Origin of the sequence: Mucilaginibacter sp. (genome assembly GCF_025359345.1) — a bacterium.
Classification (GTDB): domain Bacteria; phylum Bacteroidota; class Bacteroidia; order Sphingobacteriales; family Sphingobacteriaceae; genus Mucilaginibacter.
On record NZ_JANYGQ010000025.1, the window covers coordinates 229,923 to 255,573 of the forward strand.

Annotated in this window: 23 protein-coding genes; 16 read left to right on the top strand and 7 right to left on the bottom strand. The window is 42.5% G+C overall.

What is annotated here, in order from left to right; genetic code table 11:
- The first annotated feature begins 21 nt into the window (after positions 1–21).
- The 4 genes from Q0R52_RS16225 (at position 22) to Q0R52_RS16240 (ending at position 4,849) form a co-directional block, all read left to right on the top strand.
- Positions 22–3,456, top strand: coding sequence for an efflux RND transporter permease subunit (locus tag Q0R52_RS16225; RefSeq protein ID WP_295796108.1), 3,435 nt, complete (start codon positions 22–24; stop codon positions 3,454–3,456).
- Positions 3,457–3,595: 139 nt separating this feature from the next.
- The gene (locus tag Q0R52_RS16230; protein WP_295796110.1) at positions 3,596–3,859 is read left to right on the top strand and encodes a hypothetical protein; all 264 of its coding nucleotides are present in this window, start codon (positions 3,596–3,598) and stop codon (positions 3,857–3,859) included.
- Positions 3,820–4,092, top strand: coding sequence for a hypothetical protein (locus Q0R52_RS16235; RefSeq protein WP_295796112.1), 273 nt, complete (start codon positions 3,820–3,822; stop codon positions 4,090–4,092). Before Q0R52_RS16230 ends, Q0R52_RS16235 begins: the two co-directional genes overlap by 40 nt.
- A 136-nt stretch (positions 4,093–4,228) precedes the next feature.
- Positions 4,229–4,849, top strand: coding sequence for a TetR/AcrR family transcriptional regulator (locus Q0R52_RS16240; protein ID WP_295796114.1), 621 nt, complete (start codon positions 4,229–4,231; stop codon positions 4,847–4,849).
- A 515-nt stretch (positions 4,850–5,364) separates the two neighbouring features.
- Here the strand turns inward: Q0R52_RS16240 and Q0R52_RS16245 are convergent.
- Positions 5,365–6,603, bottom strand: a complete 1,239-nt coding sequence (locus Q0R52_RS16245) for a nucleoside recognition domain-containing protein (RefSeq protein ID WP_295796116.1) — start codon at positions 6,601–6,603, stop codon at positions 5,365–5,367.
- Between the two features lie 90 nt (positions 6,604–6,693).
- Here Q0R52_RS16245 and Q0R52_RS16250 point away from each other — a divergent pair, with 90 nt between their 5' ends.
- The 5 genes from Q0R52_RS16250 (at position 6,694) to Q0R52_RS16270 (ending at position 9,715) form a co-directional block, all read left to right on the top strand.
- Complete coding sequence (locus tag Q0R52_RS16250) at positions 6,694–7,131, top strand: DinB family protein (protein WP_295796117.1); 438 nt, start codon at positions 6,694–6,696, stop codon at positions 7,129–7,131.
- 7 nt (positions 7,132–7,138) lie between these two features.
- Positions 7,139–7,594 carry a DinB family protein gene (locus Q0R52_RS16255; RefSeq protein ID WP_295796119.1) on the top strand — a complete coding sequence of 152 codons (456 nt, stop codon included), beginning with the start codon at positions 7,139–7,141 and terminating at the stop codon, positions 7,592–7,594.
- Positions 7,573–8,010 carry a DUF3052 domain-containing protein gene (locus tag Q0R52_RS16260; protein WP_295796120.1) on the top strand — a complete coding sequence of 146 codons (438 nt, stop codon included), beginning with the start codon at positions 7,573–7,575 and terminating at the stop codon, positions 8,008–8,010. The genes Q0R52_RS16255 and Q0R52_RS16260 overlap by 22 nt, the downstream gene beginning before the upstream one ends.
- Before the next feature lie 153 nt (positions 8,011–8,163).
- Entirely contained in the window at positions 8,164–8,697 is a 534-nt protein-coding gene (locus Q0R52_RS16265) for an AraC family transcriptional regulator (RefSeq protein ID WP_295796121.1), read from the top strand.
- A 142-nt stretch (positions 8,698–8,839) separates the two neighbouring features.
- Positions 8,840–9,715 (top strand): ice-binding family protein, encoded by an 876-nt coding sequence (locus tag Q0R52_RS16270; RefSeq protein ID WP_295796122.1) that lies wholly within the window; start codon positions 8,840–8,842, stop codon positions 9,713–9,715.
- Between the two features lie 95 nt (positions 9,716–9,810).
- Here Q0R52_RS16270 and Q0R52_RS16275 read toward each other — a convergent pair whose 3' ends face one another.
- The 3 genes from Q0R52_RS16275 to Q0R52_RS16285 all read right to left on the bottom strand — a co-directional run bounded on the left by Q0R52_RS16275 (position 9,811) and on the right by Q0R52_RS16285 (position 12,889).
- Complete coding sequence (locus tag Q0R52_RS16275) at positions 9,811–10,926, bottom strand: aminotransferase class I/II-fold pyridoxal phosphate-dependent enzyme (protein ID WP_295796125.1); 1,116 nt, start codon at positions 10,924–10,926, stop codon at positions 9,811–9,813.
- 80 nt (positions 10,927–11,006) lie between these two features.
- Positions 11,007–12,470 carry a S41 family peptidase gene (locus tag Q0R52_RS16280; protein ID WP_295796126.1) on the bottom strand — a complete coding sequence of 488 codons (1,464 nt, stop codon included), beginning with the start codon at positions 12,468–12,470 and terminating at the stop codon, positions 11,007–11,009.
- Positions 12,471–12,523: 53 nt separating this feature from the next.
- Positions 12,524–12,889 (bottom strand): DUF6717 family protein, encoded by a 366-nt coding sequence (locus tag Q0R52_RS16285; RefSeq protein WP_295796128.1) that lies wholly within the window; start codon positions 12,887–12,889, stop codon positions 12,524–12,526.
- A 117-nt stretch (positions 12,890–13,006) separates the two neighbouring features.
- Here Q0R52_RS16285 and mqnE point away from each other — a divergent pair, with 117 nt between their 5' ends.
- The 3 genes from mqnE to Q0R52_RS16300 all read left to right on the top strand — a co-directional run bounded on the left by mqnE (position 13,007) and on the right by Q0R52_RS16300 (position 15,700).
- The gene (gene mqnE / locus Q0R52_RS16290; RefSeq protein ID WP_295796129.1) at positions 13,007–14,200 is read left to right on the top strand and encodes an aminofutalosine synthase MqnE; all 1,194 of its coding nucleotides are present in this window, start codon (positions 13,007–13,009) and stop codon (positions 14,198–14,200) included.
- 107 nt (positions 14,201–14,307) lie between these two features.
- A complete protein-coding gene (locus Q0R52_RS16295; RefSeq protein WP_295796131.1) occupies positions 14,308–14,928 on the top strand; it encodes a histidine phosphatase family protein in 621 nt (206 codons plus the stop codon).
- Positions 14,929–14,932: 4 nt separating this feature from the next.
- Positions 14,933–15,700 carry a menaquinone biosynthesis protein gene (locus tag Q0R52_RS16300; protein WP_295796133.1) on the top strand — a complete coding sequence of 256 codons (768 nt, stop codon included), beginning with the start codon at positions 14,933–14,935 and terminating at the stop codon, positions 15,698–15,700.
- A 109-nt stretch (positions 15,701–15,809) separates the two neighbouring features.
- On the opposite strand, the gene Q0R52_RS16305 is transcribed toward Q0R52_RS16300, so the two are convergent.
- Both Q0R52_RS16305 and Q0R52_RS16310 read right to left on the bottom strand, forming a co-directional pair.
- Positions 15,810–16,943, bottom strand: a complete 1,134-nt coding sequence (locus Q0R52_RS16305) for a glycosyltransferase family 2 protein (RefSeq protein ID WP_295796135.1) — start codon at positions 16,941–16,943, stop codon at positions 15,810–15,812.
- A 61-nt stretch (positions 16,944–17,004) separates the two neighbouring features.
- Positions 17,005–18,225 carry an alpha/beta hydrolase-fold protein gene (locus Q0R52_RS16310; protein ID WP_295796137.1) on the bottom strand — a complete coding sequence of 407 codons (1,221 nt, stop codon included), beginning with the start codon at positions 18,223–18,225 and terminating at the stop codon, positions 17,005–17,007.
- 119 nt (positions 18,226–18,344) lie between these two features.
- Here Q0R52_RS16310 and Q0R52_RS16315 point away from each other — a divergent pair, with 119 nt between their 5' ends.
- The 4 genes from Q0R52_RS16315 to Q0R52_RS16330 all read left to right on the top strand — a co-directional run bounded on the left by Q0R52_RS16315 (position 18,345) and on the right by Q0R52_RS16330 (position 23,420).
- Complete coding sequence (locus Q0R52_RS16315; protein WP_295796138.1) at positions 18,345–19,154, top strand: SDR family oxidoreductase; 810 nt, start codon at positions 18,345–18,347, stop codon at positions 19,152–19,154.
- A 353-nt stretch (positions 19,155–19,507) separates the two neighbouring features.
- Positions 19,508–19,984, top strand: a complete 477-nt coding sequence (locus Q0R52_RS16320) for a hypothetical protein (RefSeq protein WP_295796140.1) — start codon at positions 19,508–19,510, stop codon at positions 19,982–19,984.
- A 316-nt stretch (positions 19,985–20,300) separates the two neighbouring features.
- Positions 20,301–22,493: a bifunctional alpha,alpha-trehalose-phosphate synthase (UDP-forming)/trehalose-phosphatase gene (locus Q0R52_RS16325; protein ID WP_295796142.1), complete on the top strand. Its 2,193-nt coding sequence runs from the start codon at positions 20,301–20,303 to the stop codon at positions 22,491–22,493.
- 135 nt (positions 22,494–22,628) lie between these two features.
- Entirely contained in the window at positions 22,629–23,420 is a 792-nt protein-coding gene (locus Q0R52_RS16330; RefSeq protein WP_295796144.1) for a hypothetical protein, read from the top strand.
- Between the two features lie 188 nt (positions 23,421–23,608).
- Here the strand turns inward: Q0R52_RS16330 and Q0R52_RS16335 are convergent, their stop codons facing one another.
- Positions 23,609–25,393 (bottom strand): glycoside hydrolase family 15 protein, encoded by a 1,785-nt coding sequence (locus tag Q0R52_RS16335; RefSeq protein WP_295796145.1) that lies wholly within the window; start codon positions 25,391–25,393, stop codon positions 23,609–23,611.
- Positions 25,394–25,651: the final 258 nt, after the last annotated feature.

The window sequence follows — 25,651 nt, forward strand, 5'->3', positions numbered from 1 at the left end:
TTGATAATTTGATTGTTTATTATGAAAGATCTGAACAAAGAATTTGCGCCCTCAAGTTGGGCCATTGAAAATAAGACGGCCATTTACGTAATGATATTTTTAGTTACGGTGTTGGGGCTGATCAGCTACAACAACCTGCCTAAAGAAAACTTTCCGGACATTGCACAATCAAAGGTATTTGTAACCACGGTTTACAACGGCCAATCTGCGCAAAACGTAGAGATACTGGTGACCAGGCAATTGGAAAAGCAATTAAAATCGTTAAAAGGGTTAAAAAAGGTAACCTCAAACTCATTGCAAAATGTTTCGAGCATCACCTGCGAGTTCCAGGCGAATGTGGACATTCGTAACGCTAAACAAGACGTTAAGGAAGCCGTGGACAAATCCAAACAGGATTTGCCGCAGGGTGACGTGAATTTGCGGGAGTCGCAAATTACTGACATCAACGTGGCTGATTTACCTATCCTTTACATTAACTTATCCGGCGATTATGACCTTAAAAAATTAAAGGAGTATGCGGATCTTTTGAAGGACGAGATAGAAAGCTATAAAGAAATCTCGAAGGTGGACGAAGTTGGTGCTTTAACGCCCGAAATCCAGGTGAATGTGGATATGAATAAAATGGCAGCGGCTCAATTAACTTTTGGAGATATACAACAAGCCATAGGGAATGAGAATATCATTGGTTCGGCCGGAACGGTTAAAACTGATGGTGTACGCCGCAGTATCGACATCAGGCAGGATTTCAAAAATGCCGATGAAGTGAAAGCGATGGCTATAAGAAATCCAAAAGGACAAGCCATTTACTTGCGTGACATTGCTGATGTAGAGGATTCATTTTTGTTGCAAGAGAGCTATGCCCGTTTAAAAACGAACGAAAACCCCAAATTTAAAAATGTAATTACCCTGAATGTTAGCAAACGAGCAGGCGAAAACTTAATTGAGGCATCTGATAAAATAAATGACCTGATTAAGCAGAAACAAAAATCTGTTTTCCCGAAAGGCTTGAACATTACGGTAACCGGTGATCAATCAGATAAAACCCGTACCACGCTGAATGACTTAATCAACACAATTGTGATTGGTTTCTTATTGGTAACTGTTATCCTGATGTTTTTTATGGGTACCACCAATGCCATATTCGTGGCGTTATCGGTTCCGCTCTCGTGCTTTATTGCCTTCTTAATAATGCCGGCTATAGGTTTTACGCTTAACATGATCGTGCTGTTCTCTTTCCTGCTCGCGCTGGGTATTGTGGTGGATGACGCCATCGTGGTAATAGAGAACACTCACCGTATTTTTGCCAACGGAAAAGTGCCTATCAAGCAGGCGGCTAAAATGGCCGCAGGTGAAGTATTTTTACCAGTATTTTCGGGGACCATGACTACGCTTGCGCCTTTTGTTCCCCTTGCATTCTGGAATAGCCTCATCGGTCACTTTATGTTCTTTTTACCTATTACCTTAATTATTACGTTACTCGCTTCGCTGGTTGTAGCCTACATCATGAACCCGGTTTTTGCGGTCGACTTTATGAAACCGCACCACGAAGGCGAGCATGACAATCCAAAATTCGATAAAAAGACCCGTCGTGTGGTATTGATTTTGGGGGTATTAGCCGCTTTTAGTTATTTGATGTTTATAGTTGGTAAATGGACCATGGGTATGGGTAACTTTATGGCGCTGGCTATCATTTTATACCTCCTGAACCACTTCGTTCTATTGAAAGTGATAGACCGGTTTCAAAAAAATGGATGGCCGCGTTTTCAAAACTGGTATGCAGGGTTACTTGAAAAAGCTGTTCGCAGACCGGTGACGATCCTTTTGGGAACGATTGTACTGTTTATTTTAACGATATTTTTTATGGTAGCCCGCTCGCCAAAGGTTGAATTTTTCCCGGCAGGCGACCCCAACTTTGCTTACGTTTATATCACCATGCCTATCGGTACCGACCAGGCTACTACCAACAAGGTGACCGGGCAATTGGAAAAACGGGTAGCACAGGTGGTAGAACCTGATAAAGGCTTGGTTACTTCCATCATATCCAACGTTACCAAAGGAGTTACCGACCCGCAGGATGAAGACCAGGGCGATTACGAAAACAAAGGGAAGATAACTGTTGCCTTTGTTGAATTTGGTAAACGCGAAGGCAAGGACACTAAAAAGGTGCTGGCTAATATCCGCGCTTCGGTACAAGGTGTGCCGGGGGTTAAGATTTCAGTTTCGCAGGAAGCCTCAGGTCCGCCGGTGCAAAAGGATATCAGTATTGAAATTATCGGCGATAACCTGGATTCGCTGGTTAAAACAAGTGATCGCCTTAAGAACTATTTGGCCAAACAAAATATAGCTGGTATTGAAGGATTAATTCCTGACGTACAAAACGATAAGCCGCAGATAGTATTTGATATTGACAGGGAGCGCGCTAACCGCGAAGGCATCACTTCTGATCAGATCAACAAAAATCTGGGTGCAGCAATTTACGGCGCAAAAGCTGGCGATTTCAGGAATACAAAGGAAGATGATTACAAAATAATGGTAAGAGCGGCGGAAAGTCAAAGGGGCGATATCGATGCCTTGCGAAACTTGAAGATAACTTACCGCGATCTAGCGACCGGTGGTTCCATCCGCCAGGTGCCTATTTCAGCCTTTACCGATATCCGTTATACCGATACGTATAGCAATATCAAGCACAAGCAACAACGTCGGGTGTTAACATTGGGGTCGAGTGTAATAAAGCCTTACAACGCTAACGAAGTTAACGCCGCTATTTTAAGTGCCATCAATACTTTCAAAAAGGCAGACAATATCCAGATAAAAATGGGTGGTGGCCAGGAAGATCAGATGGAAGCGATGAACTTTTTATTAGGAGCATTGGCTACATCATTTGGCCTTATCCTCATCATCCTGATGATTCAGTTTAACTCAGTAGGTAAAACATTCATTATCATCAGTGAGATATTCTTTAGTATCATCGGTGTATTGCTGGGAGTAAGTATCTTCGGTATGACCATATCCATCGTGATGACAGGTGTGGGTATAATTGCCCTTGCCGGTGTGGTAGTGCGAAACGGGATTTTGCTGGTTGAGTTTACTGATATGCTAATTGCTGAGGGCGCCAACCTGCACGATGCGGTAGTTGAAGCAGGTCATACCCGTATGACACCAGTGTTACTAACCGCAACTGCTGCCATATTAGGTTTAATACCACTGGCAGTTGGTTTCAATATTGATTTTGTTGGTTTGTTTACCCATTTTCAGCCGCATATTCACTTTGGCGGCGACAACGTGGCGTTCTGGGGCCCGTTAGCCTGGACAATGATATTCGGCCTTGGTTTTGCAACCATAATCACACTGATATTAGTGCCTTGTATGTATATCATCAGGGTTAATATGAAAAACTTTTTCTTCGGTAAAAAGGAAAAAGCAGCTGAACCAGTGTTGGAAGAAGCTACTGCCTGATAACTGAAAATAAATTCTTAAAACACAACGCCCCGGAGATTTCCGGGGCGTTTTTATTTTATAGCGGTTTGTGGTTTTTAATTGCTGTAACGCAAGGTGAATTGCATTTGGGAATGATTGTTGTCTTGTAACTGCCATCATGAAAACATCAACACAACTAAAAATATCAAAACCATTTTGGCAAGTACTGGGCCTGGGCATATTGGCGGGCATGCGCACCACCTCGGCGCCGGTTATCGCCAGTCAAATATTGAACAAACATCCTTCTAAACACCTTGCGGCCTCACCTTTGCGCTTTATGCAGTCGCCAAATGCCGCTTTGGGTATGAAATTACTGGCCCTGGGTGAAGTAGTAGGCGATAATTGCCCAATACACCCAACCGGATTGCTGCCGGCGGGGTAGTTGGTCGTTGCCTGGCAGGCTCGTTAGCGGGTGCAAGTATTTATAAGGCAACGGGTAACAATGCGCTTATCGGCGCGCTTCTAGGGTCGGCTGTTGCGCTTGGTTCCACCTTTGGCAGCTATTACCTGCGCAGGTTTGTGGTTGCTAAAACAGACATTTTCGACCCTTATATTGGTGCAATTGAGGACGCCGTTGTAGCGGGGGCGGGAGCCGTGTTAATCATTTCAGCGTAATTTTGCGGCTGTTTGTAGCGCTTGCTATAGGTAAATCGTATATATGTTTAGAAAAATTGATAGTTTTGTTAAAAAAGTCAGGATTTACTCAGCAACCAGTTTTACCTTACACAAGTATATTACTATATAATTGTTAATGATGATAACAGCTAACGACCAGCAGGATGTAAAAAAGGAGAAGATTTTAGAGGCTGCCCACCATAGGTTTTTACATTTCGGCTATTCGAAAACTACCATGAATGAAATAGCCGGCGACCTTTCGATGTCGAAAGCGCTGCTTTACTACTACTTCCCCGATAAAAGCCAGCTTTATGTGGCAGTGATGCGCAAAGTGGCTGATGGTTATTTAAAATCGCTTACTGACAGAATAAATACTTTTGCTGATTTAAAAGAGGCATTTATTTTCCAGATTGATACCCAGCACGAATTTATTGTAACCAACTATAATTTTTTCGACTTCTTCAGGCTCAACGAACAAAACCTGCCCGACGCTATTTGGGAGATTGTAACCCAGGTACACGAATCAGAAACGCATATGCTGGTTAGTGCTATTAAAACAGAAGTTGACCGTGGAAAAATAAAACCAGTATCAAACCCAACTGAAATAGTTGAGCTGCTGCTCGATGCGCTTCATGGAGTAAGGGTGAAATCAGTTTCGCACAAAAAAACAATGTTCCCCAACAAAGAGCACCTGGAGGAAATCCGCTCAAAACGGTTGCTGCTTGCTGATATATTTATCAAGGGGTTGATGTATTAGTCCATAGTCGATGGACCATAGCGTTGAAGGGATAACTGCCTGAGGACCAAAAGCCACATTGTGTCACCTGTTAGTCAAAAGTCTTACGGAGATACTTAACGCAGGGGCATTAATAGTATATTTGACTAAATAATTGAATTGGTCAACCCTGATCAATCAATTAATAAAAATACTTCTAATTAGAGGTGATTGTTTTAGAGTGATTGAAGCGGGCCCGGGAATATTTCGGGCCTGCTTTTTTTTGCAAGCCTTAAAGCAGTAAATAACCGTTTACTCTATTAATACCGGGCACACCTAACTATTATCGAAATAAAAATTATGATAAAAATCCATAATATTATTATTCCCAGCCGGCTGGCTTTAATTTTGGCTTCCTTCTGCGCAGCGTAATCCCCTTTCATTTTTCAATAATTTAGCCTTGTAAACTAAATTTAAACTACCTGCGTCGTAAAACCAAATTGTCGCCAAAAGAAAATGAAAAATCACATCATTATAAATTATTGGTTTAATTGAGATTAACCAAAAAATAAATAGGATATTGAAATTGCAGTTATAATACCGAAAAAATCGGCAATTAACATAGCCGATAAGGTATAACGTGTGTGTTTTATCCCTACGGCACCAAAATATAAAGCAATAATATAAAAAGTGGTATCAGCTGTGCCGTATAACACGCTTGACATATGCCCAATAAAGCTATCGGCGCCAAAATGCTTTAAATTGTCGAGCATAAGGGCCCGGGCACCCGAACCGCTAAGCGGGCGTATAAATGCAATAGGTAATACATCTGTAAAACGTGTATCTATATTAAAATGACCGAAGAACCATCTAAATCCGTCGCCAAGATATGTTAACGCTCCGCAAGTACGGAACAAACTTACCGCAACGAGCAAGCCAACCAAATATGGAATAATTTTAACAGAGACCTCGAAGCCCTCTTTAGCGCCTTCAACAAAAGCTTCGAACACATTAATTTTTTTTCGTACGCCACCTAAAATGAAAATTACCGGAATACCCAGATAAATTATATTACTGAAAACTGCTGAAAATCCACTTATCTGAGCTTTGTTAAGGTATTCCGTAAAATACCATATTAACACTGCTATAAAACCTGTTATACCAAGAAGCCAGGCTAAAACTACTTTATCAAATAAATTTATTTTTTGTTTTATCGATACAACAATCAATCCGGCAAGTGTTGCAACAAATGTTGCCACTATACAAGGAATAAAAATATCTGTCGGGTCTTTAGAGTGATAAATAGCTCGTTGTGCAATTATGGCTATCGGCAAAATGGTTAAGCCGGATGCATGCAGCACCAAAAACATAATCTGTGCGTTAGATGCCGTTTCCTTATCTTTATTTAACTCCTGAAGGCCTGCCATGGCTTTTAAGCCAAGCGGTGTTGCTGCGTTATCGAGTCCTAATAAGTTTGCAGAAAAGTTGAGCATCATTTGCCCTGCAGCAGGGTGATTTTGGGGGACTTCCGGAAAAAGCCTGCTGAAAAATGGGCCTACAATCCTCGAAAGAAAGTTTATAGCTCCCGCCTTTTCACCTATCTTCATTATTCCCAACCAAAGTGACATAATACCAACAAGCGGAAGAGCAATATCCATAACTGATGACTTTGCCGAATCAAATGTGCCTTCAGCCATCATCTTAAAGATTTCTGTATCGCCAAAAAATATAAGCCTGATAAGGGCTATTACAAAAGCAACCAAAAAAAATGCTACCCAGATATAATTAAGCGCCATAGATAATATTTACGCTTTGAAGATAAAGTTTTTTGATTATTAATAACGAATAACCATCTTTAAATTGATTTTTAAGGACATCGCCAATACATGATCACAGATACCACAAAACAGCTAAAACAAACTATAGACGATATTTTACGACGGGATACTGCTGCCATTGACTGGGCTGCCAAACCCGCACAGGATAAATGGAGCAAAAAACAAATTATAGGGCATTTAATTGATAGTGCCCAGGTTAACCTGCAGCGTTTTGTGCGCTGTACCTATGAGGAAAACTTTAAGCTGACTTATGAGCAGGTGGAATGGGTTGATGCAGCTCACTACCAGGACGCCAATGTGAATGAATTACTTGGTTTGTGGAATTTATTGAACCTTCAAATAATAAGGGTGCTTGAAAACTACCCCACATACCGGCTGCAGGCTCAATGCGATAACAGCAAAACCGAGCCCAGTCTGCATACCGTTGAGTGGCTAGCAGCCGACTATGTGGCACATATGCAACATCACTTAAAACAGTTTAACTAAATATAAAATGAACGCGTTAACCGAAACCTGGCAAATTCATAACCGCATTAATTTGTATTTATTGGATGCAATTGACGAGGGAAATTTGGGTGATATATCATCATCAAAAGGGCGTACGGTTGGCGAGCAATTTGCACATATGCATAATGTAAGGCTGATGTGGCTAAAGGCAGCGGATCCGGTACTGCTAACCGGGCTGGATAAGGTTGATAAAGAAAATATTAGCAAGGCAAAACTTGGGGAGGCATTAAAAGCCAGCAGCCTGGCAATTGAACAACTATTTGAAAAGGCCGGTACTGACGGTAAAGTGAAAGGTTTCAAGCCCCACGCGACCGGATTTTTAGGCTACCTGGTGTCGCATGAGTCACACCACCGCGGACAAATTATGCTTACTTTAAAACAAGCTGGTCACCCGGTTGATAAAAAAATACAATTCGGCATATGGGAGTGGGGGACAAGATAGCGGTACAACCGGCGGGATATTCCGGCACCCCACTGGCTAAAAAGCTGGGGATCAAAGCGGGTTTCAACATGGTGCTTATCAATGCCCCGGAACATTATTTCAGCCTGTTTACCGATCTGCCTGCCGATTTAACAATTAACAATGGCGAGCCGGCGGCTAAAGACTTTATCCATTTCTTTACCAAACAAAAAGACGAATATTTAAATCTTCTGCCCGAACTTAAGGGCCAAATTAAACCCAACGGCATGATTTGGGTGTCGTGGCCTAAAAAGGCATCGAAAGTAGCAACCGACATAACCGAAGACATTATCCGCAATTTTGCGTTGCAAAACGGATTGGTAGATATCAAAGTTTGCGCGGTTGATGAGGTATGGTCGGGATTGAAATTGGTGATACCGGTGGCGGAGAGAGGGTGATTGAGTTGAGATTAACTACCTTAACTATCAATTTTCTACATGCAATATACATTAGTTTTTTCCTTTTGAGTTTTTAACCCTTGCTTTTTTTGCAATACTATCCGTTTAATGGCGTTTAACTTATACCTGTTCATTAATTCTAACTCATTTATAATGAAGTTCTACATAAAAAATATGGTATGCGTTCGGTGCAAGATGGTTGTAGAATTTGAATTGAAAAAACTAGGACTGCGTTTGACACTGATAGAATTAGGAAAAGCTGAGACAACAGGACCCGTTTCAGTTGAAAAAATCAAAAGGTTTAAGCAGGCCCTGCTTAAATCGGGATTGGAATTACTGGAAAATAAGAAAAATATCCTCGTCGAAAAAATAAAAAATGTTGTGATCAACATGGTTTGCTATACCGACAACAAGTTAAAGACCAATTTTTCTGATTATTTAAGCGAAGAATTAAACTTAAATTATACCTACATGGCCAATGTATTTTCGGCAGAGCAGGGTAATACAATCGAGCATTTTATCATATTTAATAAGATAAAACGGGCGAAAGAGCTTATTTGCTACGATGAGCTTAACCTTACTCAAATTTCCCTGGCGCTGAATTATAGCAGCGTTGCACACTTGTCTAATCAATTCAAAAAAGTTACCGGGATCACTCCATCCCGCTATAAACTATTGAGCGCTTAAGCGTTGCCTCCTTTTAAACGTGTGAATTATGCAACTTATTTAAAAAGTTGTGTAACACTTTGTGCTTTCGTAAGAGGTATGTTTGTGCCATCTACTTAATCATTGAAATATTTTAATTAATCAATTATTTAAATTATTAATCATGAGTGAAAAAACAAACTTACCAGCAAGCTGTAAACCGGCCCTGCAAAACATTGATTTATTAAAGGCATGGTACCCTATAGCGTGCTTTGCCATGTGTCTTTTGTTAATCATCTCCGGGTGTAAAAAGGATAGTGAAAACGCTACCCTGCCAAATGCCGACAGTTCGGCCAACCTTTCTTTATCTACTGTACTTGCAGCAACAGTTAGCTCGCCCGTTAACTTAAAAACGGCAAACGACTTTACAATATTAACTGAAACCGGGATAACAACAACCGGCGTTACTGCCATAACTGGTAATATTGGCACAAGCCCTATAGCAGCAACAGCTATTACCGGGTTTGGATTAATAATGGCAACTGATAATCAGTCTTCGCATACCCCCATAGTTACCGGCAAAGTGTACGCATCTAACTATGCAGCCCCTACACCGTCGAAAATGACAACGGCTATCGCCGATATGAAAACCGCATTTACTACGGCCAACGGACTTACCATTCCATCGCCGATAGTTGAAAAATATGCCGGCGATATTAGCGGGCATACTTTACGGCCCGGCTTATATAAATGGGGCACCGGGGTTTTAGTAACAGGCGTAGGCGCTACGTTAAGCGGAGGGCCAAATGATATTTGGGTTTTCCAGATAGCAAAAAACCTTACGGTAAGTAATGGGGCTATAATTACTTTGTTGGGAGGCGCGCAAGCCAAAAATATTTTTTGGGTAGTTTCGGGCAAAGCAACGCTTGGCACAGCTGCAAATTTTAAAGGAATTATCCTTAGTAAAACGCTTATCTCGCTTAATACCGGCGCCCGGGTAACCGGCAAATTGTATGCACAAACTGCAGTTACCCTGATTGCAAATACAGTGCATCCTTAGGCAGTAAGGTTAAAATAGATTTTCAAAAAAAATAGGTTTGTCGGCTTTTAAAAAGTTGACAAATCTTTTTCGTTATAAAAGCAAGCCACCGATCACTATCCCAGGGCCACTTCCAAATCCTCAATCAAGTCATCGATATGCTCCAAACCAACCGACACTCTTAATAAATTAAACGGTGTTTTGGTATCCGGTCCTTCAACAGTAGCGCGATGTTCGATCAGACTTTCAACACCGCCAAGGCTGGTGGCGCGGGTAAATAGTTTAAGCCCGTTTATTACCCGTCGTGCCTCGGCCTCACCTCCTTTAACGGTAAATGAAAGCATTCCACCGAACCCAAGCATTTGTTGCTTGGCAATTTGATGCTGCGGATGCGATGACAATCCGGGGTACATTACCTGCTCAATTTTGGGGTGTTTTTCAAGATATTCTGCCAGCAACTGTGCATTATGAATATGGCCCCGTATACGATATGGTAATGTTTTAATACTGCGTACCAGCATGTAGCAATCCATAGGCGAGGGGATTGCGCCACCATAGCCTTGTACATCCCTTATTTTTTGCCACCAGTCGTCTTTTTGAGCGGTTACCAATGCTCCGCCCATCAGGTCGCTGTGGCCGCCAAAATATTTGGTTGACGAATGCATTACCAAATCGGCCCCAAGTGAAAGGGGCAACTGGCAAATAGGTGTGGCAAAGGTATTATCGACAGCAACCTTAATGCTGTGCCTATGCGCCAGCGCGACAATCTTTTTGATGTCGGTTACTTTAAGCAGCGGGTTTGATGGGGTTTCGAGCCATATTAAGCCGGTGCCGGGCATAAGGTGACGGTTTACTGCATCAATATCATTTACATCGATAAAATCGAATTTTAGGATACCCGCGAACAGGATTTTTAGTTGGTTGCGTAAACCATGGTACATGTCATCGGGCGCAATAATATGCGTGCCCGGTGCCAGCGATTGAAAAACAGACATACCTGCCGCATTGCCTGATGAAAATGCCGCGGCATCTGCGCCGCCTTCAAGTTTGGCTATAACATTTTCAAGCAGCGCCCGGTTGGGGTTGCTCGAGCGGCTGTAGATATGCCCGCCCGGAAAAGTACCATCTTCAGCACGTTCAAACGTGGTGGATAAAACGATAGGCTGTATCACTGCTTTTGACGCACCATCAACATGGTTGCCGGAGTGTATGGCGATGGTTTCTGGTTTCATAAAGGCAAATGTAATCCAGAGGCGTAATATTTTACATTTGTTTACTGTAAATATTTGCAGCATCTACATTATTTTGCAGTTTATTTTTCCTGTATCCAGGCTGTAGCGGCCTTTATCGTTGCATCGTCGTCTTTTTCCGCAGTGTCATTAATTACCACGTCAGGTGTTATCTTACCCAGGTACTGTTTTTTATTTCTGTCTGCAGTGTAATTATTTGCTAAATATAGGTAAGCGCCGGTGGATAATTTAAAGCCCGCATTTGCCGTGGTAAAACCACCGGTAGCGGTGCCAAAGAGTTTTGCATTGGGTTTTCCAACAAAGCATAACGCAGTCATTTCACCGCTGCTGGCCGTCTCGTGGCCGGTTAAAACGGCTATTTTTAATCCGGGCCTTTTTGTCACATAAGGCGACAGTACCTTTGCTGTGACGCCATTGTTAACGGTTACTTTTCCGTTTTTGTAAGCCCAGGCATCGCTTTTACCATTTTCGGGCGATATGAAAAAGCCCAGTGTGCCTTCACCAATTATTGGCCCCAGGCCAGCTATCATCGGGTGCATGTTGCCTCCGTTATCGTGCCGTAAATCAACTATCCATCCGGCAATTTGATTTTGTGTATCAAGCTCGTAAATTAATTTTTGAGTTTTAGTGGCAAAAGCAGTTGATGCGGTATCGCTAGTTGACCCAAATCCCGGCATCCATACATAACCAATATTACCCGGCAGCAGTTTTGCAGTTGGTTGCCGCGGGTCGTCGTTTTGTTTTGAGTAACTTACAGCGTTTACTTTTGACTGCAAAAACGAATGATTATCGCCGGCCGCACGTAGCTGGCTCATGATATAGCCGGTTAGCAATTGTGCATCATCCGTTGTTTTTAGACCACCTGACAGTTTAGATACAGCAGAATCGATGGCTGGCCAGTTTAATTTTTTTGTATAAATGGAATGTTTCTTAATCAGGCCCGTAAATTCACTCACAAATTGCTTTACCTCTTTTGACGGTGGTGAATTATCAAAAGGTACATCTTCCATCAGGTAATCATCAAACCAGGCGGTGCCCTCACCAAACAGGTAACCGCCAATCAGTATCTTTTTTGCAGTACTGTTGATAACAACGGGCAAAGTGTACTTAACCCAGGATCCATCCGATTGAAGTGGAACGGCAGGTGAGTCAGACCGCTGCATTGATATAATAACGCCATCTTTGTCCTTTACCTGGCAATACAACGCAACCGACGTGTTGGTGCTGCCTTCTTTAATGAAGGCTGAAAACCTGATAATTTTCAACTTACTGGAAGCTATATCCAGTGGTTGCCAAAACATGCTGTAGCTGCTACTGCCAGCTGCATTGTGCAATTTGAGAGCACCAGAACCGCTATGTTTCACGCTTTCATCGATTGCAATAGTAAAAGCGTTAGCTGGTTTAAACGTCCAGTTCGCGGGCATAGTTGCAAGTGTATCATTTTTTAAGTCGAAACCGGGATTTTTTATTTGAGCGGACGTATTCAAGAACGCGATTATGCAACAGGCTGTTAAAAGTTTTTTCATTTAGGTAATTGTGATGAATCGTTTGTCTGTTATTCAATGAACAAATCAGGTAGTTACACCTTCTTAAAATAAATAAATTGCGGCAGTTTCCCAAATACCCATTCAGTAACCTCGCAAAGCCACATTTCCTGGTTTAATGTTTCACCTTCATAATTGGCCAGTAAATAAATGCCGCCGCCACCAACTTCCTTTGAATAATCGTGAATTAATTTTAAGACATTGCTCCCGTCAAAAGGTTGTTCGGCCAATATAAGTTCTACCGGTGAAGTCCCCTTTCCAACATAATCGAGCATGGTATCTGCACCTTCAACCATTTCCAGTTCTGCCTTGGTACCTTCCCAGTTTGGTATGTCGATATACCACTTTCCGGTGTCTTCTTTTATGAATTTATAAGTCTGTAATTCCGTTTGCGTATTCATAGTAGCGAATATAGCAAAATTCGGAGTGGATGCTGGCGATGAATAGTTGTAATAATCTCCTGTTATATTACACCCCAATTACACTAACATTTCCTATTTTTGCACAAATATTAATTAATGGAAGCCGAAGACAATCTGCTTATATTATTACAAAACCGGCACCTGTCTGCTGGTTTAAAACAAATTGCCGAAAAGGTATTGAAGGGCAAACGCATTACTTTTGATGAAGGCGTTTTGCTGTACGAGGAAGGTGAATTGGGTTATTTGGGTGTGTTAGCCAACTACATACGCGAAAAACGCCACGGCAACAAAACTTATTTCAACCGCAATTTCCATATTGAGCCAACCAACCTTTGTGTTTACGATTGTAAGTTTTGTTCGTACTCCCGTTTGATCAAACAAAAATCGGAAGGGTGGGAGTACACGATGGACGAGATGATGGACATCGTAAAAAAATACGATGATGAGCCGGTTACCGAAGTGCACATTGTTGGCGGTGTGTTGCCGCAATATGATGTTGCTTTTTACAGCGAATTGTTCAGCAAAATAAAGGCCCACAGGCCAAATCTGCATGTTAAGGCTTTAACGCCAGTTGAGTATCATTACATATTTAAGAAAGCTAAAATTGACTACGCTACCGGTATGAAAAAGATGCTTGATGCCGGTTTGGAATCGATCCCAGGCGGCGGCGCAGAAATTTTTCACCCTGAGATACGTGAGCAAATTGCGAAAGATAAATGTACAGGCGACCAATGGCTGGCGATACATGAGGAATGGCATAAACTGGGTCAGCGCTCAAACGCAACCATGCTTTACGGACATATTGAAAAATACTGGCATCGTGTTGACCATATGGACCGATTGCGCCAGCTGCAGGATAAAACAGGCGGCTTCCAAACATTTATCCCGCTGAAATTCCGCAACCAGGATAACCAGATGTCACATGTGCCTGAATCAACAGTCGTTGAGGATTTGCGTAACTATGCCATCGCACGCATTTATTTGGACAACTTCGACCATATAAAAGCTTACTGGGCCATGATCAGTCGGACTACTGCGCAGCTATCCCTGAACTTTGGTGTGGACGATATCGATGGCACACTGGATGATACCACTAAAATATACGCGATGGCCGGCGCTGAAGAACAGCACCCCGGTATGAGCACCAAACAATTGGTAGAACTGATAAAGAACGTTGGCCGCGAACCGATTGAAAGGGATACACTTTACAACGTGGTTACCGACTACACTAATTTTGAATTCCCTGAAGAGGCAAAACCGCAATTTTACAGGCTGCCGGTCGTGAATTAGTCATTGAGTCATTAGGTCATAAAGTCATTAGCTAAAGTTAACTAGTGTCTACGAAGGGAAATGACCAATGACAGCAAAGCGAAATGACTTAATGACAGTAAAACGAAATGACTAAAAAAGAAATATACATTGTCCGCCACGGGCAAACCGACCTGAATAAACGCGGCATTGTGCAGGGGCGGGGCATGGATACCAACCTGAACGATGAAGGGCGCAAACAGGCGCGGCAATTTTTTGAGGCTTTTGGGGATGTAGCATTTGACAAAATTTATATCTCTGCGTTAAGGCGTACGCAACAAAGCATACAGCAATTCATCGATTTAGGGATCCCTTATGAAAAATTATCCGGGCTGGATGAGTTGGCCTGGGGCATACACGAAGGACAACCCGCCACCGCTGAAAATAAAGCTGCTTTTTTACAATTGATGCGCGATTGGATGGATGGCAAGCTCGACTCGAAATTTGAAGGCGGCGAAAGCCCTAACGAAGTAAAAGCCCGGCAGCAGGAAGCGCTAAAAGTTATCATAAGCCACCCTGAAGAAAAGACGGTTTTGATATGCATGCACGGCCGCGCGATGCGCCTGTTATTATGCCTGCTTACCGAAAGGCCGCTTACCGAAATGGATAGCTTCCCACACCAAAACCTGGTGCTTTATAAAGTTAATTACGATGGCAAAAAGTTTGAAATTACCGACTTTAACAATGCCAATCACCTGAAAATATCTTAACACTTTGGATACCAAAATACGAATATCAGCGGTAAGCTACACCAATACCAAACCATTTTTATACGGCATACAACACAGCGACATGATCAATGATATCGAGCTTAGCCTGGATATGCCCTCGGATTGTGCCCAAAAACTGATTGACAATAAGGTTGATATAGGCCTGATACCGGTTGCTGCCATCTTGAGTTTACCGCGTTGGGAAATAGTTTCCGACTATTGCATCGGTGCGTCCGGCCCCGTTAACTCGGTTTTTATTTTTAGCAATTGTGAAGCAAAAGATATCAAAACATTGCAGCTCGACCCCGAGTCGCGCTCATCAAATAATTTGGCGCTTGTGTTGCTGAAAAATTACTGGAAGGCCGATCATCAGACGATTAAAAATGCGCCGGACTATGCTGCCCCGACAGACCCGCACTCAGCTTTTGTACAGATAGGCGACCGCACCTTTGGCAAAAAACAGCAGTATAAATACGTGTACGATCTGGCCGAAGAATGGCATAAATTCACCGGCCTGCCGTTTGTGTTTGCCGCCTGGGTTGCCAACAAACCTATCCCGGCAGGCTTTATGGAGGAGTTCAACAAAGCCTTAAAATTTGGCCTGGAACACCGGACAGAACTACTAAAGGAACTTCCTCAACGGGCGGATTTTGACCTGGAAGATTACTTAATGCACAAGCTTGATTTTGAGCTGACAGAGGATAAAAGGAAGGCGTTGCATTTGTTTCACGAATATATTAAGGCATTGAACCGGGATTCTTCACAGGATTAAATCATTTTTTTTAAAGGCGTTCAGGAGGGCTAAGCCGTTAAGCAGATTTGATGGATTTAAACTGATTTAACTTCAGTTCTCATCAGTGCAACGGTAACTTGACAGTAATTCATTTTTCGTCTCTCAACATCTTCAGCGAATAAAAGCTGTCGCGCCAATAAATGCCGCCTTGCTTTACAGTTATTACCGATGCTTTTAAAACTATCCAGCCAATAAAGAATCCGGAAAATGGGATCATGAATGCGTACCACCATTTGTTGGGCGGGATAACCGACATATAGATGATGTGAAACAACAGCATGCCGGCGGCCATCAGCCTGATAGTTGCGGTACCAAAAATAAACATTACAGGCATGGGCAACGCGATTGATACCAGGACAAGTAACACATTGGCAATTGCTATTGATAATTTATAATCGGACACAGAAAAAGAGTTTTTTAATAATCCGTTACCAAACTGTGTAAGGTTTTTATACCATTCCAAACATACGTATCCTTTACCGGCCAATACATCCTGCATCAGCTTTGCCTGTTTAACTTTTATACCAAGCTGCAGGTCGTCATCGGGCCTCAGTTTAATTTCCACATGCGTCCCAATTTTCTCATAGGCGTCGCGCCTTATTAAATTGAAGGCACCGATACCCGAGGATGATTTTGATTTCGGATTTCTGGCCTCCCAGGGTTTCATATGCATCATCGGCATAATGCAAAATGTGGCATATACGCTGTTTAAAAGGCTCGACCTTGATATCATTTCAGGCAGTATCGTCAGGTGGTCTAGTTTATTGCGTATCGCATAGCCCATCGCCCGGCTGATAGCATCAGGGTGGAAAACAATATCCGCATCTGTAAACAGAATCCATTCTTCCGTGCTGTTGAGATAACCTTGGTACATCGCGTTATTTTTGCCCATCCAGCCTTCCGGCAGCGTATTGATGGTTACTATATTAATCTGTGGGTAGCTGCTCTTAAAATCGTTTAGTATTTCGGCGGTACGGTCGGTCGACCGGTCATTTATCACGATGAGCCGGTAGCTTTGATAATTGATATTGCAAAGGCTTTTCAGTGCCATATCAAGGTCTTCCTCTTCGTTACGTACAGCAACGATTATGGCAAGCGGCACTTCCGGCTCTATAATTGGCTGCCTGCTTAGCTGTTTTATTTTATTGAACCCAATAACGAGGAAGAAATTTAGAAATATTGTGATTAAGCAAATTGCCAGGCTGCAATAAAAAAATACCATTGCGATTAGATTTTGGGCCAAAGCTAATGAATATGAGATATTATTAAGCCTGATAAAGTATTCACTTCAACAGGCTCTTCAATTTATCCTTAACTTTTGCATCTTCCGGGTTTAGCACGAGGGCTTTTTTATAACTGGCGACAGCTTTTTCGCGCTCATCTTTTTTTACATAGGCATCGCCCAGGCTGGTAAACGCTTTAGATGATGAAGGATAATTTATAGCATTCATTTCAAACAGACTTATTGCATTATCCAGCGTTTCGGGATTCTTCATTAAATAGGATGCCCAATCGTTAATATTCGCTTCGTTTGGTAAGATAGTATAGCCGTAACGTCGTGATAAATTCAGGTAATGCTTCATTAATATGGCAGCATTAACCTGTTTTGGCTCCTGTGGCGGCAAATCCCATTGCCCGAAAATAAACCGCAGGGCATCATAATAGGCTTTTACGGGTTCGGTCATATGGATATCGTCAGGGTAATTTAGATACTTATGATCCAGGCCGATAATTTGCCTTTGGGCTATCAGCGAGTCAAATTTCAGCAGATTAGTATGGAAAGTGCTTTTATCAGCTACTCCCTCGCTGGCATCGCTATAAAAAAGTATTTTGCTTATGGCCGATCCCTTTTGCAGCTTCTTATCTGCCAGCTTTAACAAATATCCGTTATCCCACCAAAAAGAGGGGCTCAGGGCTATGTAAGCATTGAACATGTTGGGATTGTTCAAAAAGCAATCAATAGCTGTTATCCCGCCAAAAGAATGCCCGGCGAATATTTTAAAAGGATGTGTTTTATAATGCGTTTCAACATATGGTATCAACTCTTCGCTAATAAATTGCAGAAACTTATCATTTCCGCCGCTTGGTTTAAGCCACGACGTTGCGCTGGTATCGGGTTTCCCATAATAATCAATAATACTATGGGTAGGTGTGAGATCTCTTGTGCGGTTGGTGTTTGGGATGCCTACTATAATCATTTCAGGCATCACATTTACATCCCAACGGCTCAGGTACCTGCAAAGCTCGGCTATCATACTAAAATGACTTTCACCATCCATTAAATATAATACCGGGTAACGTTTTGCGGTATTTAGGGAGTCGGCAGGTGGAACATAAATATAGATCTTGCGGGGTTCGTTAAGGATCTTTGAGGGGATTTGTGCGTTATCGGCTGTTAATGGTTTATAATCAGCCGTATTTTGGGCCTGTAAAAACAAGGGAATAATAGAAAATAAAAAGATAAAGCTTTTCAGGAACCTGGGGTTTAAGTAAAGACTGATCATAGTTAATGTAATTGGTATTGAAGGTATTAATAAAACCATAAATTTTAAGATTAATTTACACCGGGCTAAAACCAGATCAGTTATTTGCGATTTGTATATTTATAACTCAACAATATCATATGAATTCAACCCCATCATTAAGCGGACAATCAGCATTGGTAACAGGCGCCGACAGCGGCATAGGCAAAGGTGTGGCATTAGCTTTGGCACAGGCCGGCGCCAGGGTTGTTATCAACTATGCCCATAACAAAGATGCAGCAGACGCAACCGTAAACGAGATAACGGCTGCAGGTGGTGAGGCATTCGCTTTCCAGGCGGATGTTAGCCATGAAGCAGAGGTGCAGGCCATGTTTGCCGAAATGTTTAATCAATACGGCACTATTGATATTTTGGTAAACAACGCCGGCCTGCAAAAGGACTCGAAGTTTGTTGATATGACGCTCGATCAGTGGAACACCGTAATCAACATCAACCTTACCGGTCAGTTTTTATGCTCGCGCGAGGCTGCAAGGGAATTTATCCGCAGGGGAGTGGTTGAAGTCAGGAGCAGGGCGGCCGGAAAAATTATCTGCATGAGCAGCGTACACGAAGTTATCCCATGGGCTGGCCACGTAAACTATGCTGCCAGCAAAGGCGGTATCAGCATGTTTATGAAAAGTATTGCGCAGGAACTGGCACCCCATAAAATAAGGGTAGTGGGAATTGGGCCCGGCGCTATACAAACGCCTATAAATAAAGCAGCATGGGATACGCCAGAGGCTTTGGACAAACTTTTAACCTTAATACCTTATAACCGGATTGGTAAACCCGAAGATATCGGCAAGCTAGTCGCCTGGCTGGCATCGGATGATGCTGATTATATTACCGGCACCACCATATTTATGGATGGGGGCATGACGCTATATCCGGGTTTCGCGGATAACGGATAAAGTTTTAATAGTTGTAGAAGTCGTACGGTGGTGGGTTGGCAATTAATAGTTTCTGTTACCCGGTGCCTTATCTGCGCGTTTTTGGAAAAAAAGAGGCAATTGCATCAAAACTTCCAATATGTGATTAATTTCATGTTAAGTTATTGTAAAATAGGCGTCACCATTTAATGAGGGCCATTTTTGATGCAATTTTCTGTTTACATATTGTAAAAAATACACTAAGTAAAATATGATAATTTCAAAATATCGTGTTAAAGTGACGGTTATTATAAAATATTCATAAAAATTCATTTTTATTTACACAATTATCAATTTAACCTTATTTTTGTTGCGGATTTAAAATTTAACATAACATGAAAAAGATATTTTTAACAATCGCAACTGCTGCTTTATTCAGCGTAAATGTATTCGCCGGTGATGGCGGTAAAAAAGTTGATGGTGGTGCGGCTTCTTATGCTGTTCAACAGGCATTTGCCTCTGATTTTGCCAGCGCAACCAACACTGTTTGGACTGTAACTAAAAACTGCCAGAAAGTTGATTTCTTAATTGACGGTGTAAAGAAAACTGCTTTCTACACTTTGGCTGGTGATTTTTTGGGTACAACTCAAACTGTTTCTTACAAAGCTATCCCTGCTAAATCGCAAAAAATGATTGCCGATAGCTACAAAGGCTATACTGCCGACAACGTTATTGTTTACCAGGCTAATGAAGCTTTAAACAACGACATCGAGCCAACTTCGTACTTTGTTGATTTGAAAAACGACAAACACGAAATTTTGGTAAGGGTTGCAAACTCAGGTAGTGTTGAGTTTTTTAAACAGGTTAAATAACTATTAACTAATAACACATTGTGTAAGCCATCCGCATTTGCGGGTGGCTTTTTTGTTTAATACGAATTTTAATGAAGCGTTAATCCGCTCGAATTTCACGGATTTGATTTGCAGCGGATTAGGGGAATGAACCAACCTAAACAATAGCATCGCCGATTACCTTCTTTTCTTAAAAAAGCCCTAAATGGCATAAAAATGCACTTTTTTAAAACAACTTGGGCGAATAAACCTTGTTAAGTAGTGCGAATTAATTATCGAATCGTACGCTCGATTCGTGTAATCCGAAATAATTCGTGGAATTAGTGCTACTAAAATTATGTCAAAAACAATAATAGTTTCAAACAGGCTACCCGTAAAAATTTCGAAAACAGGTGATGAATATACATCGGCTGCAAGCGAAGGGGGGCTGGCTACCGGTTTGGGATCAATTTACAAAAAAGGAAATAACAAATGGATTGGCTGGCCGGGTATTGAAGTTGCCGAAGAAAAAGACCGCGATCAAGTAACCGCTCAACTGAAAGACCTGAGCCTGGTGCCGGTATTTTTAGACCAGGAAGAAATTAATCAATATTATGAAGGCTTTAGTAACGATGTTTTGTGGCCGATATTTCATTACTATACGTCAACATACGCTGTTTATAAGGAATCGAACTGGGATTATTACAATATAGTAAACCAAAAGTTCAGGGATGCCATATTGGCAATTGCCGAACCCGGCGACGTTATATGGATACACGACTACCAGTTAATGCTTTTACCACAACTGGTGCGCAACGTAATGCCTGATGTTTCTATCGGCTTCTTCTTGCATATCCCTTTCCCGTCGCATGAAATGTTCAGATTGATACCCTGGCGCAAAGAGTTGCTGGATGGCATGTTGGGCGCCGATTTAATTGGCTTTCATACGTTTGACGACGTGCGGCACTTTTTGGGTGCTACAACCCGCATACTTCCTGTAACTTCTTCGGCAAACGTTATTACCAGCGGCGATCGCTCTATAGTCGTCGAATCGTTCCCGATGGGGATTGATGATAAAAAATACGCTTCATTACCGCTTGAAAAAGAGGTTATTGAACAGGTTGCTGTAATAAAGGAAACTTTTAAGAGTACAAAGCTCATCATATCCATCGATCGGCTCGATTACAGCAAAGGTATATTGCAGCGCCTTCAGGCTTTTGAGCAACTGCTGCAGTTGCATCCGGAATATTGCGGCAAAATAACCCTGCATATGATTGTGGTACCATCGCGCGATACTGTGCCGCAATACGCTCATCTACGCGATGAGATTGACAAGAGAGTCGGGAACATTAATGCCCTGTACCGTAATATGGAATGGACGCCGATTCATTACTATTACCGTTCGTTCCCGATTGAAACACTCTCAGCATTGTATTACTCGGCAGATGTTTGCCTGGTTACCCCGATGAGAGATGGAATGAACCTGGTTAGCAAAGAATATGTGGCCAGTAGAATAAACAACGATGGTGTTTTGATATTGAGCGAAATGGCAGGCGCCTCGAAAGAATTAATTGACGCCATAATTGTTAACCCTAACAATACCAACGAAGTATGTGATGCAATTATAGCAGCCATTAACATGCCATTGGGTGAGCAGAGACGGCGTATGCAAACTATGCGGCAGTTGGTAAGTAAGTTTAACATCACCCATTGGGTAAAAATTTTTACGGACAGACTCAAGGAAGTGAAACAAATGCAACGCTCTATGCAAACGCGTCACGTCAGCTTCGCTACCGAACAATCTATTATTAACAGGTACCATAAGACCAAAAAACGCATCATATTTTTAGATTACGACGGCACACTGGTAAATTTCAAATCGAACATAAACCAGGCAACGCCGGATAAAGAATTGCACACTATTATCGACAGGCTAAGCGAGGATCCTGCTAACATGGTGGTGCTTATAAGCGGCCGCAAGCACGAGAATTTGGGTGAATGGTTTGACGAAAAAAATATTTACCTGATCGCGGAGCATGGCTCATGGTTTAAACAGCAAAATACAACATGGCATAAAGTATCCGGACTGTCCGACAGTTGGAAGCATGATATTTACCCTGTATTGGAAACCTACGTTGACCGTACGCCGGGCTCATTTATTGAAGAAAAAACGTATTCACTGGTATGGCACTATCGCAATTCCCAGGGTGGCCTGGGTGAGTTGCGTGCCAACGAATTGATGAATAACCTGAAATACCTGGCAAGCGATAAAGGATTACAGTTGCTTCCCGGTGATAAAGTACTGGAAGTTAAGAATATGGAGATAAACAAAGGTAAAGCCGCTTTAATGCTGCTTGATAAAAACGACTACGATTTTATTATTGCCTTTGGAGATGACTATACAGATGAAGACGTGTTTAAGGCCTTGCCTGAATCGGCTGTAACCATTAAAGTGGGTGGCAATGTTTCTGCTGCCAAGTTTTACCTGCGCAACCCGGCGGAGGTGAGGAGGTTGCTATTGAGCTTTGCCGAGGCCGTGCCAGTTCATTAACTGCAGGTGACTGATGGATAGTAAATGGGGAATGATTGGCATTTTACGCACAACGCGTTAAAAATATTGTAGCATTCATTGAGTTTGTTTCATAGATAAAATCGGAAAGTCAATCTTTACCGGAAATGAATAACTATGAAATTGTTTTTAATTGCAGCCTTATCCGCATTTACAATTCCCGCCATTGCAAAAACCGGTGATACTATACGGGTTGAGCCCGCCACCCTCGAACTAAAAAACCTGCAAAAAGGTGATATCAGCTATCTGCAATTCGTTAAAAAAACGAAAGATGGCGCGGCAACCCGGGTTGCACTTATTAAGTTTAATGTTAAGGCCGGACAATATCATCACAAACCTACCATTACGGTAACCCAGCAGTGGGAAATGGATACAATAGTACATAAATGCTATACCGTATTTGATGCTAAAAACTTCAGTACGCTACTACATGATACGTATTGGAAACGCCTGGGTTATTCCGTCAAGCTTGATTTTGAAACCAAACATCTATCCTATACAAACGTGAATAGTAAAAGCGATGTGCCTGATTCAATAAAAACAGAAGCTACAAAAGATTTTAACGACTCCTTTCACAAATATAACCTCAACTGGCATGCTGATATGCTTATTTACTCATTGCTACCCTACAAGGAGGGTCGGGTATTCCTTATCAATTACTACGACCCGGGTTTTGAAAAATCGACAGAGGTTGCCTACACGGTAACAGGCAGTGATTTTTTAATCGGCAGCAGCGGCGAAAAGGTTGATTGCTGGGTGCTAAACAATTATAATGATAATAATGCCCCGGATAAAGGGTATGAACGGTTTTGGATATCGAAAAAAACGCACGAGGTTTTGAAGCTGGAAAATGATTTTGGCGGTGGGAGAGGCTTTAGGTATAAGTTGAAATTGGGGATTGCAGGCTGATGTGAAATTACACCGACAATATTATCCGTAATATTAAATTGTGATTGCGAGCGAGGAACGAGCGCGGCAACCGCACGCCCGCACAGCCGCTCTTGCAAAATGGATACCTCTCTATTCGCCCTGTAAAGTTCGCGGTTGCCGCGCTGCGCTCGCAATGACAAATTGAAGAAAAAGTTACTTTAACCTCCCTATAAAAATATCGGCCTGTCCAATTTAATAGCAATCCGGTAAGCTGCATTCATCAATCCCACATGACTATAAGCTTGTGGGAAATTGCCCCATTGGCTGCCGTCATTTTCGTCAACATCTTCGCTGAAAAGCAGCAGGTGATTTGAATATTTCAGGATGTTTTCAAACTCGCGCATGGCGTCGTCCATGCGGCCAACGCAGGCCAGGGCTTCGATGTACCAGAAGGCGCAAATGAGGAAAGTAGTTTTGGGTTTGCCAAAATCGTCTTTATATAAATATCTGTAAAATAAGCCATTACTCGCTTTTAGTTCTTTTTCCAGTGCAATTAAATGGTCTTTTGCACGGTCTGACGCGGGATCGAGGTAGTTCATCATTATCAGCTGCAGGGTGCTGGCATCGAGGTTGGGGTTGCCGGCCGAGTTGGTGTAAACTTTCCGTACAGGGTCGTAACAACTTTCGATATGTTTGGCAGCCTGCTTTTTAACCTTTATGGCCCTTTTTACCAGGTCTTTGTTATCAATGGTCAGTGCCATTTTTTCGGCGGCCGAGGCACCGGCCCATTGAAACAGGTTGCTGTAACAATGGATGTTGGCCATGTTGCGGAATTCCCAAATACCGGCATCTTTCTCATCGATGGTACGCTCAATTTTGCTCAATAAAAACTCAATCCAGCGCACGGAATCCTTTCTTTCAGAGAATATAAAACGATGGTCGGTATACAGCGGTAGCAGGGATATCATTACCTGCCCATAAATATCATTCTGTATGTGTTCCGATGCCTGGTTCCCCACGCGTACCGGCTGATTAGCCATATAACCGGCCAGGTCCTCGCGTATTTCTTCCACTAAATCCTTTTTACCGGTGATGCCGTAAAGGGGTTGGTAGCGTTCGTGTTCGTTAAAAGATATATCAGTTACATAACTAAAATATTTCTCCATCTCTTCAAAATGGCCGATGTGATTTAGCGAGGTAAGCACATAATAAGTATCGCGCAGCCAGCAATAGCGATAGTCCCAGTTGCGGCCGCTCCCCGGCGACTCCGGCAAACTGGTGGTGCTAGCCGCAATAATAGCCCCTGTATCTTCATACTGGTGAATTTTCAAGGCCAACGCCGACCGGATGACAAACGGCTGGAAATAAGTAGCTATGGATGAGTGCTTTATCCAGGTTCGCCAGTATTGGGTAGTTTCGCGCAGAAAGCGTTCGGCGGTGCTGACAAGCGGCGCTTCCAATGGTTCGCCGTAGGTAAGCACCAAGTACTTGCATTCGTTCAACACAAAAGGCTGCTCGTCAAAAACATAACTGATGGGGATATTAGTGGTAAGCCGCATATTTTCATCACCACCCAAAAACTGTATATGGTTGCTGCCGCGGTTTACATGCAGCTTTGTGCGCCCGTAGTCAGATACCGGGTCGCATTTTACAACAATTTGCGCGGTACCTTCAACCGGTTCAATTTTACGGATAAGCATTAGCGCTTTATAATAACGCTGATGCTCGTAAAATCTTGGAGCAAAGTCTGTTATGCGGTATTTGGCGCCTTTTGCCGTAGTTATTTCGGTTGCAAGTACATTGGTATTCTCCAAGTAATATTGATGCGATGTATAATCGTCAGTAGGTAAAATGGAGAATGAGCCGCCTTGCTCTTTATCCAGCAAACCACCAAAAATAAAAGTGCTGTCGAAGCGTGGCCAGCACAGCCAGTCGATATTAGTATTCTTGTTTACATGCGCCAGGAACGCACAATTGCCAATTATCCCGGTATCATAGGTATGTCTCTTCATAGAGGGACCGCCGTTTTAAGGCAGTTAGTTTGTTTAACAATGATATTGGGGAATTGTTGGGGGGGGGATTATGCGAAGGGGCGAATTGCATTCGCCATTGGCGGACGGGTAATCAACTATATTTTGCACCTGATTGCGGATACCGTTCAATAAACGGCTATGGGGCCACAGCAGTTGGGTAGATTCTGTAAATTGACTTGGCAGACGAGGGCGGATGCAATTCGCCCATACAATATGCGATAAACTATAATCCCTATG

Bases quoted from the DNA above. Each gene is read 5' to 3' on its own strand.
- Q0R52_RS16225 (WP_295796108.1), top strand. From the start codon at position 22: ATGAAAGATCTGAACAAAGAATTTGCGCCCTCAAGTTGGGCCATTGAA.
- Q0R52_RS16230 (WP_295796110.1), top strand. From the start codon at position 3,596: ATGAAAACATCAACACAACTAAAAATATCAAAACCATTTTGGCAAGTA.
- Q0R52_RS16240 (WP_295796114.1), top strand. From the start codon at position 4,229: ATGATGATAACAGCTAACGACCAGCAGGATGTAAAAAAGGAGAAGATT.
- Q0R52_RS16245 (WP_295796116.1), bottom strand. From the start codon at position 6,603: ATGGCGCTTAATTATATCTGGGTAGCATTTTTTTTGGTTGCTTTTGTA.
- Q0R52_RS16250 (WP_295796117.1), top strand. From the start codon at position 6,694: ATGATCACAGATACCACAAAACAGCTAAAACAAACTATAGACGATATT.
- Q0R52_RS16255 (WP_295796119.1), top strand. From the start codon at position 7,139: ATGAACGCGTTAACCGAAACCTGGCAAATTCATAACCGCATTAATTTG.
- Q0R52_RS16260 (WP_295796120.1), top strand. From the start codon at position 7,573: ATGGGAGTGGGGGACAAGATAGCGGTACAACCGGCGGGATATTCCGGC.
- Q0R52_RS16265 (WP_295796121.1), top strand. From the start codon at position 8,164: ATGAAGTTCTACATAAAAAATATGGTATGCGTTCGGTGCAAGATGGTT.
- Q0R52_RS16270 (WP_295796122.1), top strand. From the start codon at position 8,840: ATGAGTGAAAAAACAAACTTACCAGCAAGCTGTAAACCGGCCCTGCAA.
- Q0R52_RS16275 (WP_295796125.1), bottom strand. From the start codon at position 10,926: ATGAAACCAGAAACCATCGCCATACACTCCGGCAACCATGTTGATGGT.
- Q0R52_RS16280 (WP_295796126.1), bottom strand. From the start codon at position 12,470: ATGAAAAAACTTTTAACAGCCTGTTGCATAATCGCGTTCTTGAATACG.
- Q0R52_RS16285 (WP_295796128.1), bottom strand. From the start codon at position 12,889: ATGAATACGCAAACGGAATTACAGACTTATAAATTCATAAAAGAAGAC.
- mqnE (WP_295796129.1), top strand. From the start codon at position 13,007: ATGGAAGCCGAAGACAATCTGCTTATATTATTACAAAACCGGCACCTG.
- Q0R52_RS16295 (WP_295796131.1), top strand. From the start codon at position 14,308: ATGACTAAAAAAGAAATATACATTGTCCGCCACGGGCAAACCGACCTG.
- Q0R52_RS16305 (WP_295796135.1), bottom strand. From the start codon at position 16,943: ATGGTATTTTTTTATTGCAGCCTGGCAATTTGCTTAATCACAATATTT.
- Q0R52_RS16310 (WP_295796137.1), bottom strand. From the start codon at position 18,225: ATGATCAGTCTTTACTTAAACCCCAGGTTCCTGAAAAGCTTTATCTTT.
- Q0R52_RS16315 (WP_295796138.1), top strand. From the start codon at position 18,345: ATGAATTCAACCCCATCATTAAGCGGACAATCAGCATTGGTAACAGGC.
- Q0R52_RS16320 (WP_295796140.1), top strand. From the start codon at position 19,508: ATGAAAAAGATATTTTTAACAATCGCAACTGCTGCTTTATTCAGCGTA.
- Q0R52_RS16325 (WP_295796142.1), top strand. From the start codon at position 20,301: ATGTCAAAAACAATAATAGTTTCAAACAGGCTACCCGTAAAAATTTCG.
- Q0R52_RS16330 (WP_295796144.1), top strand. From the start codon at position 22,629: ATGAAATTGTTTTTAATTGCAGCCTTATCCGCATTTACAATTCCCGCC.
- Q0R52_RS16335 (WP_295796145.1), bottom strand. From the start codon at position 25,393: ATGAAGAGACATACCTATGATACCGGGATAATTGGCAATTGTGCGTTC.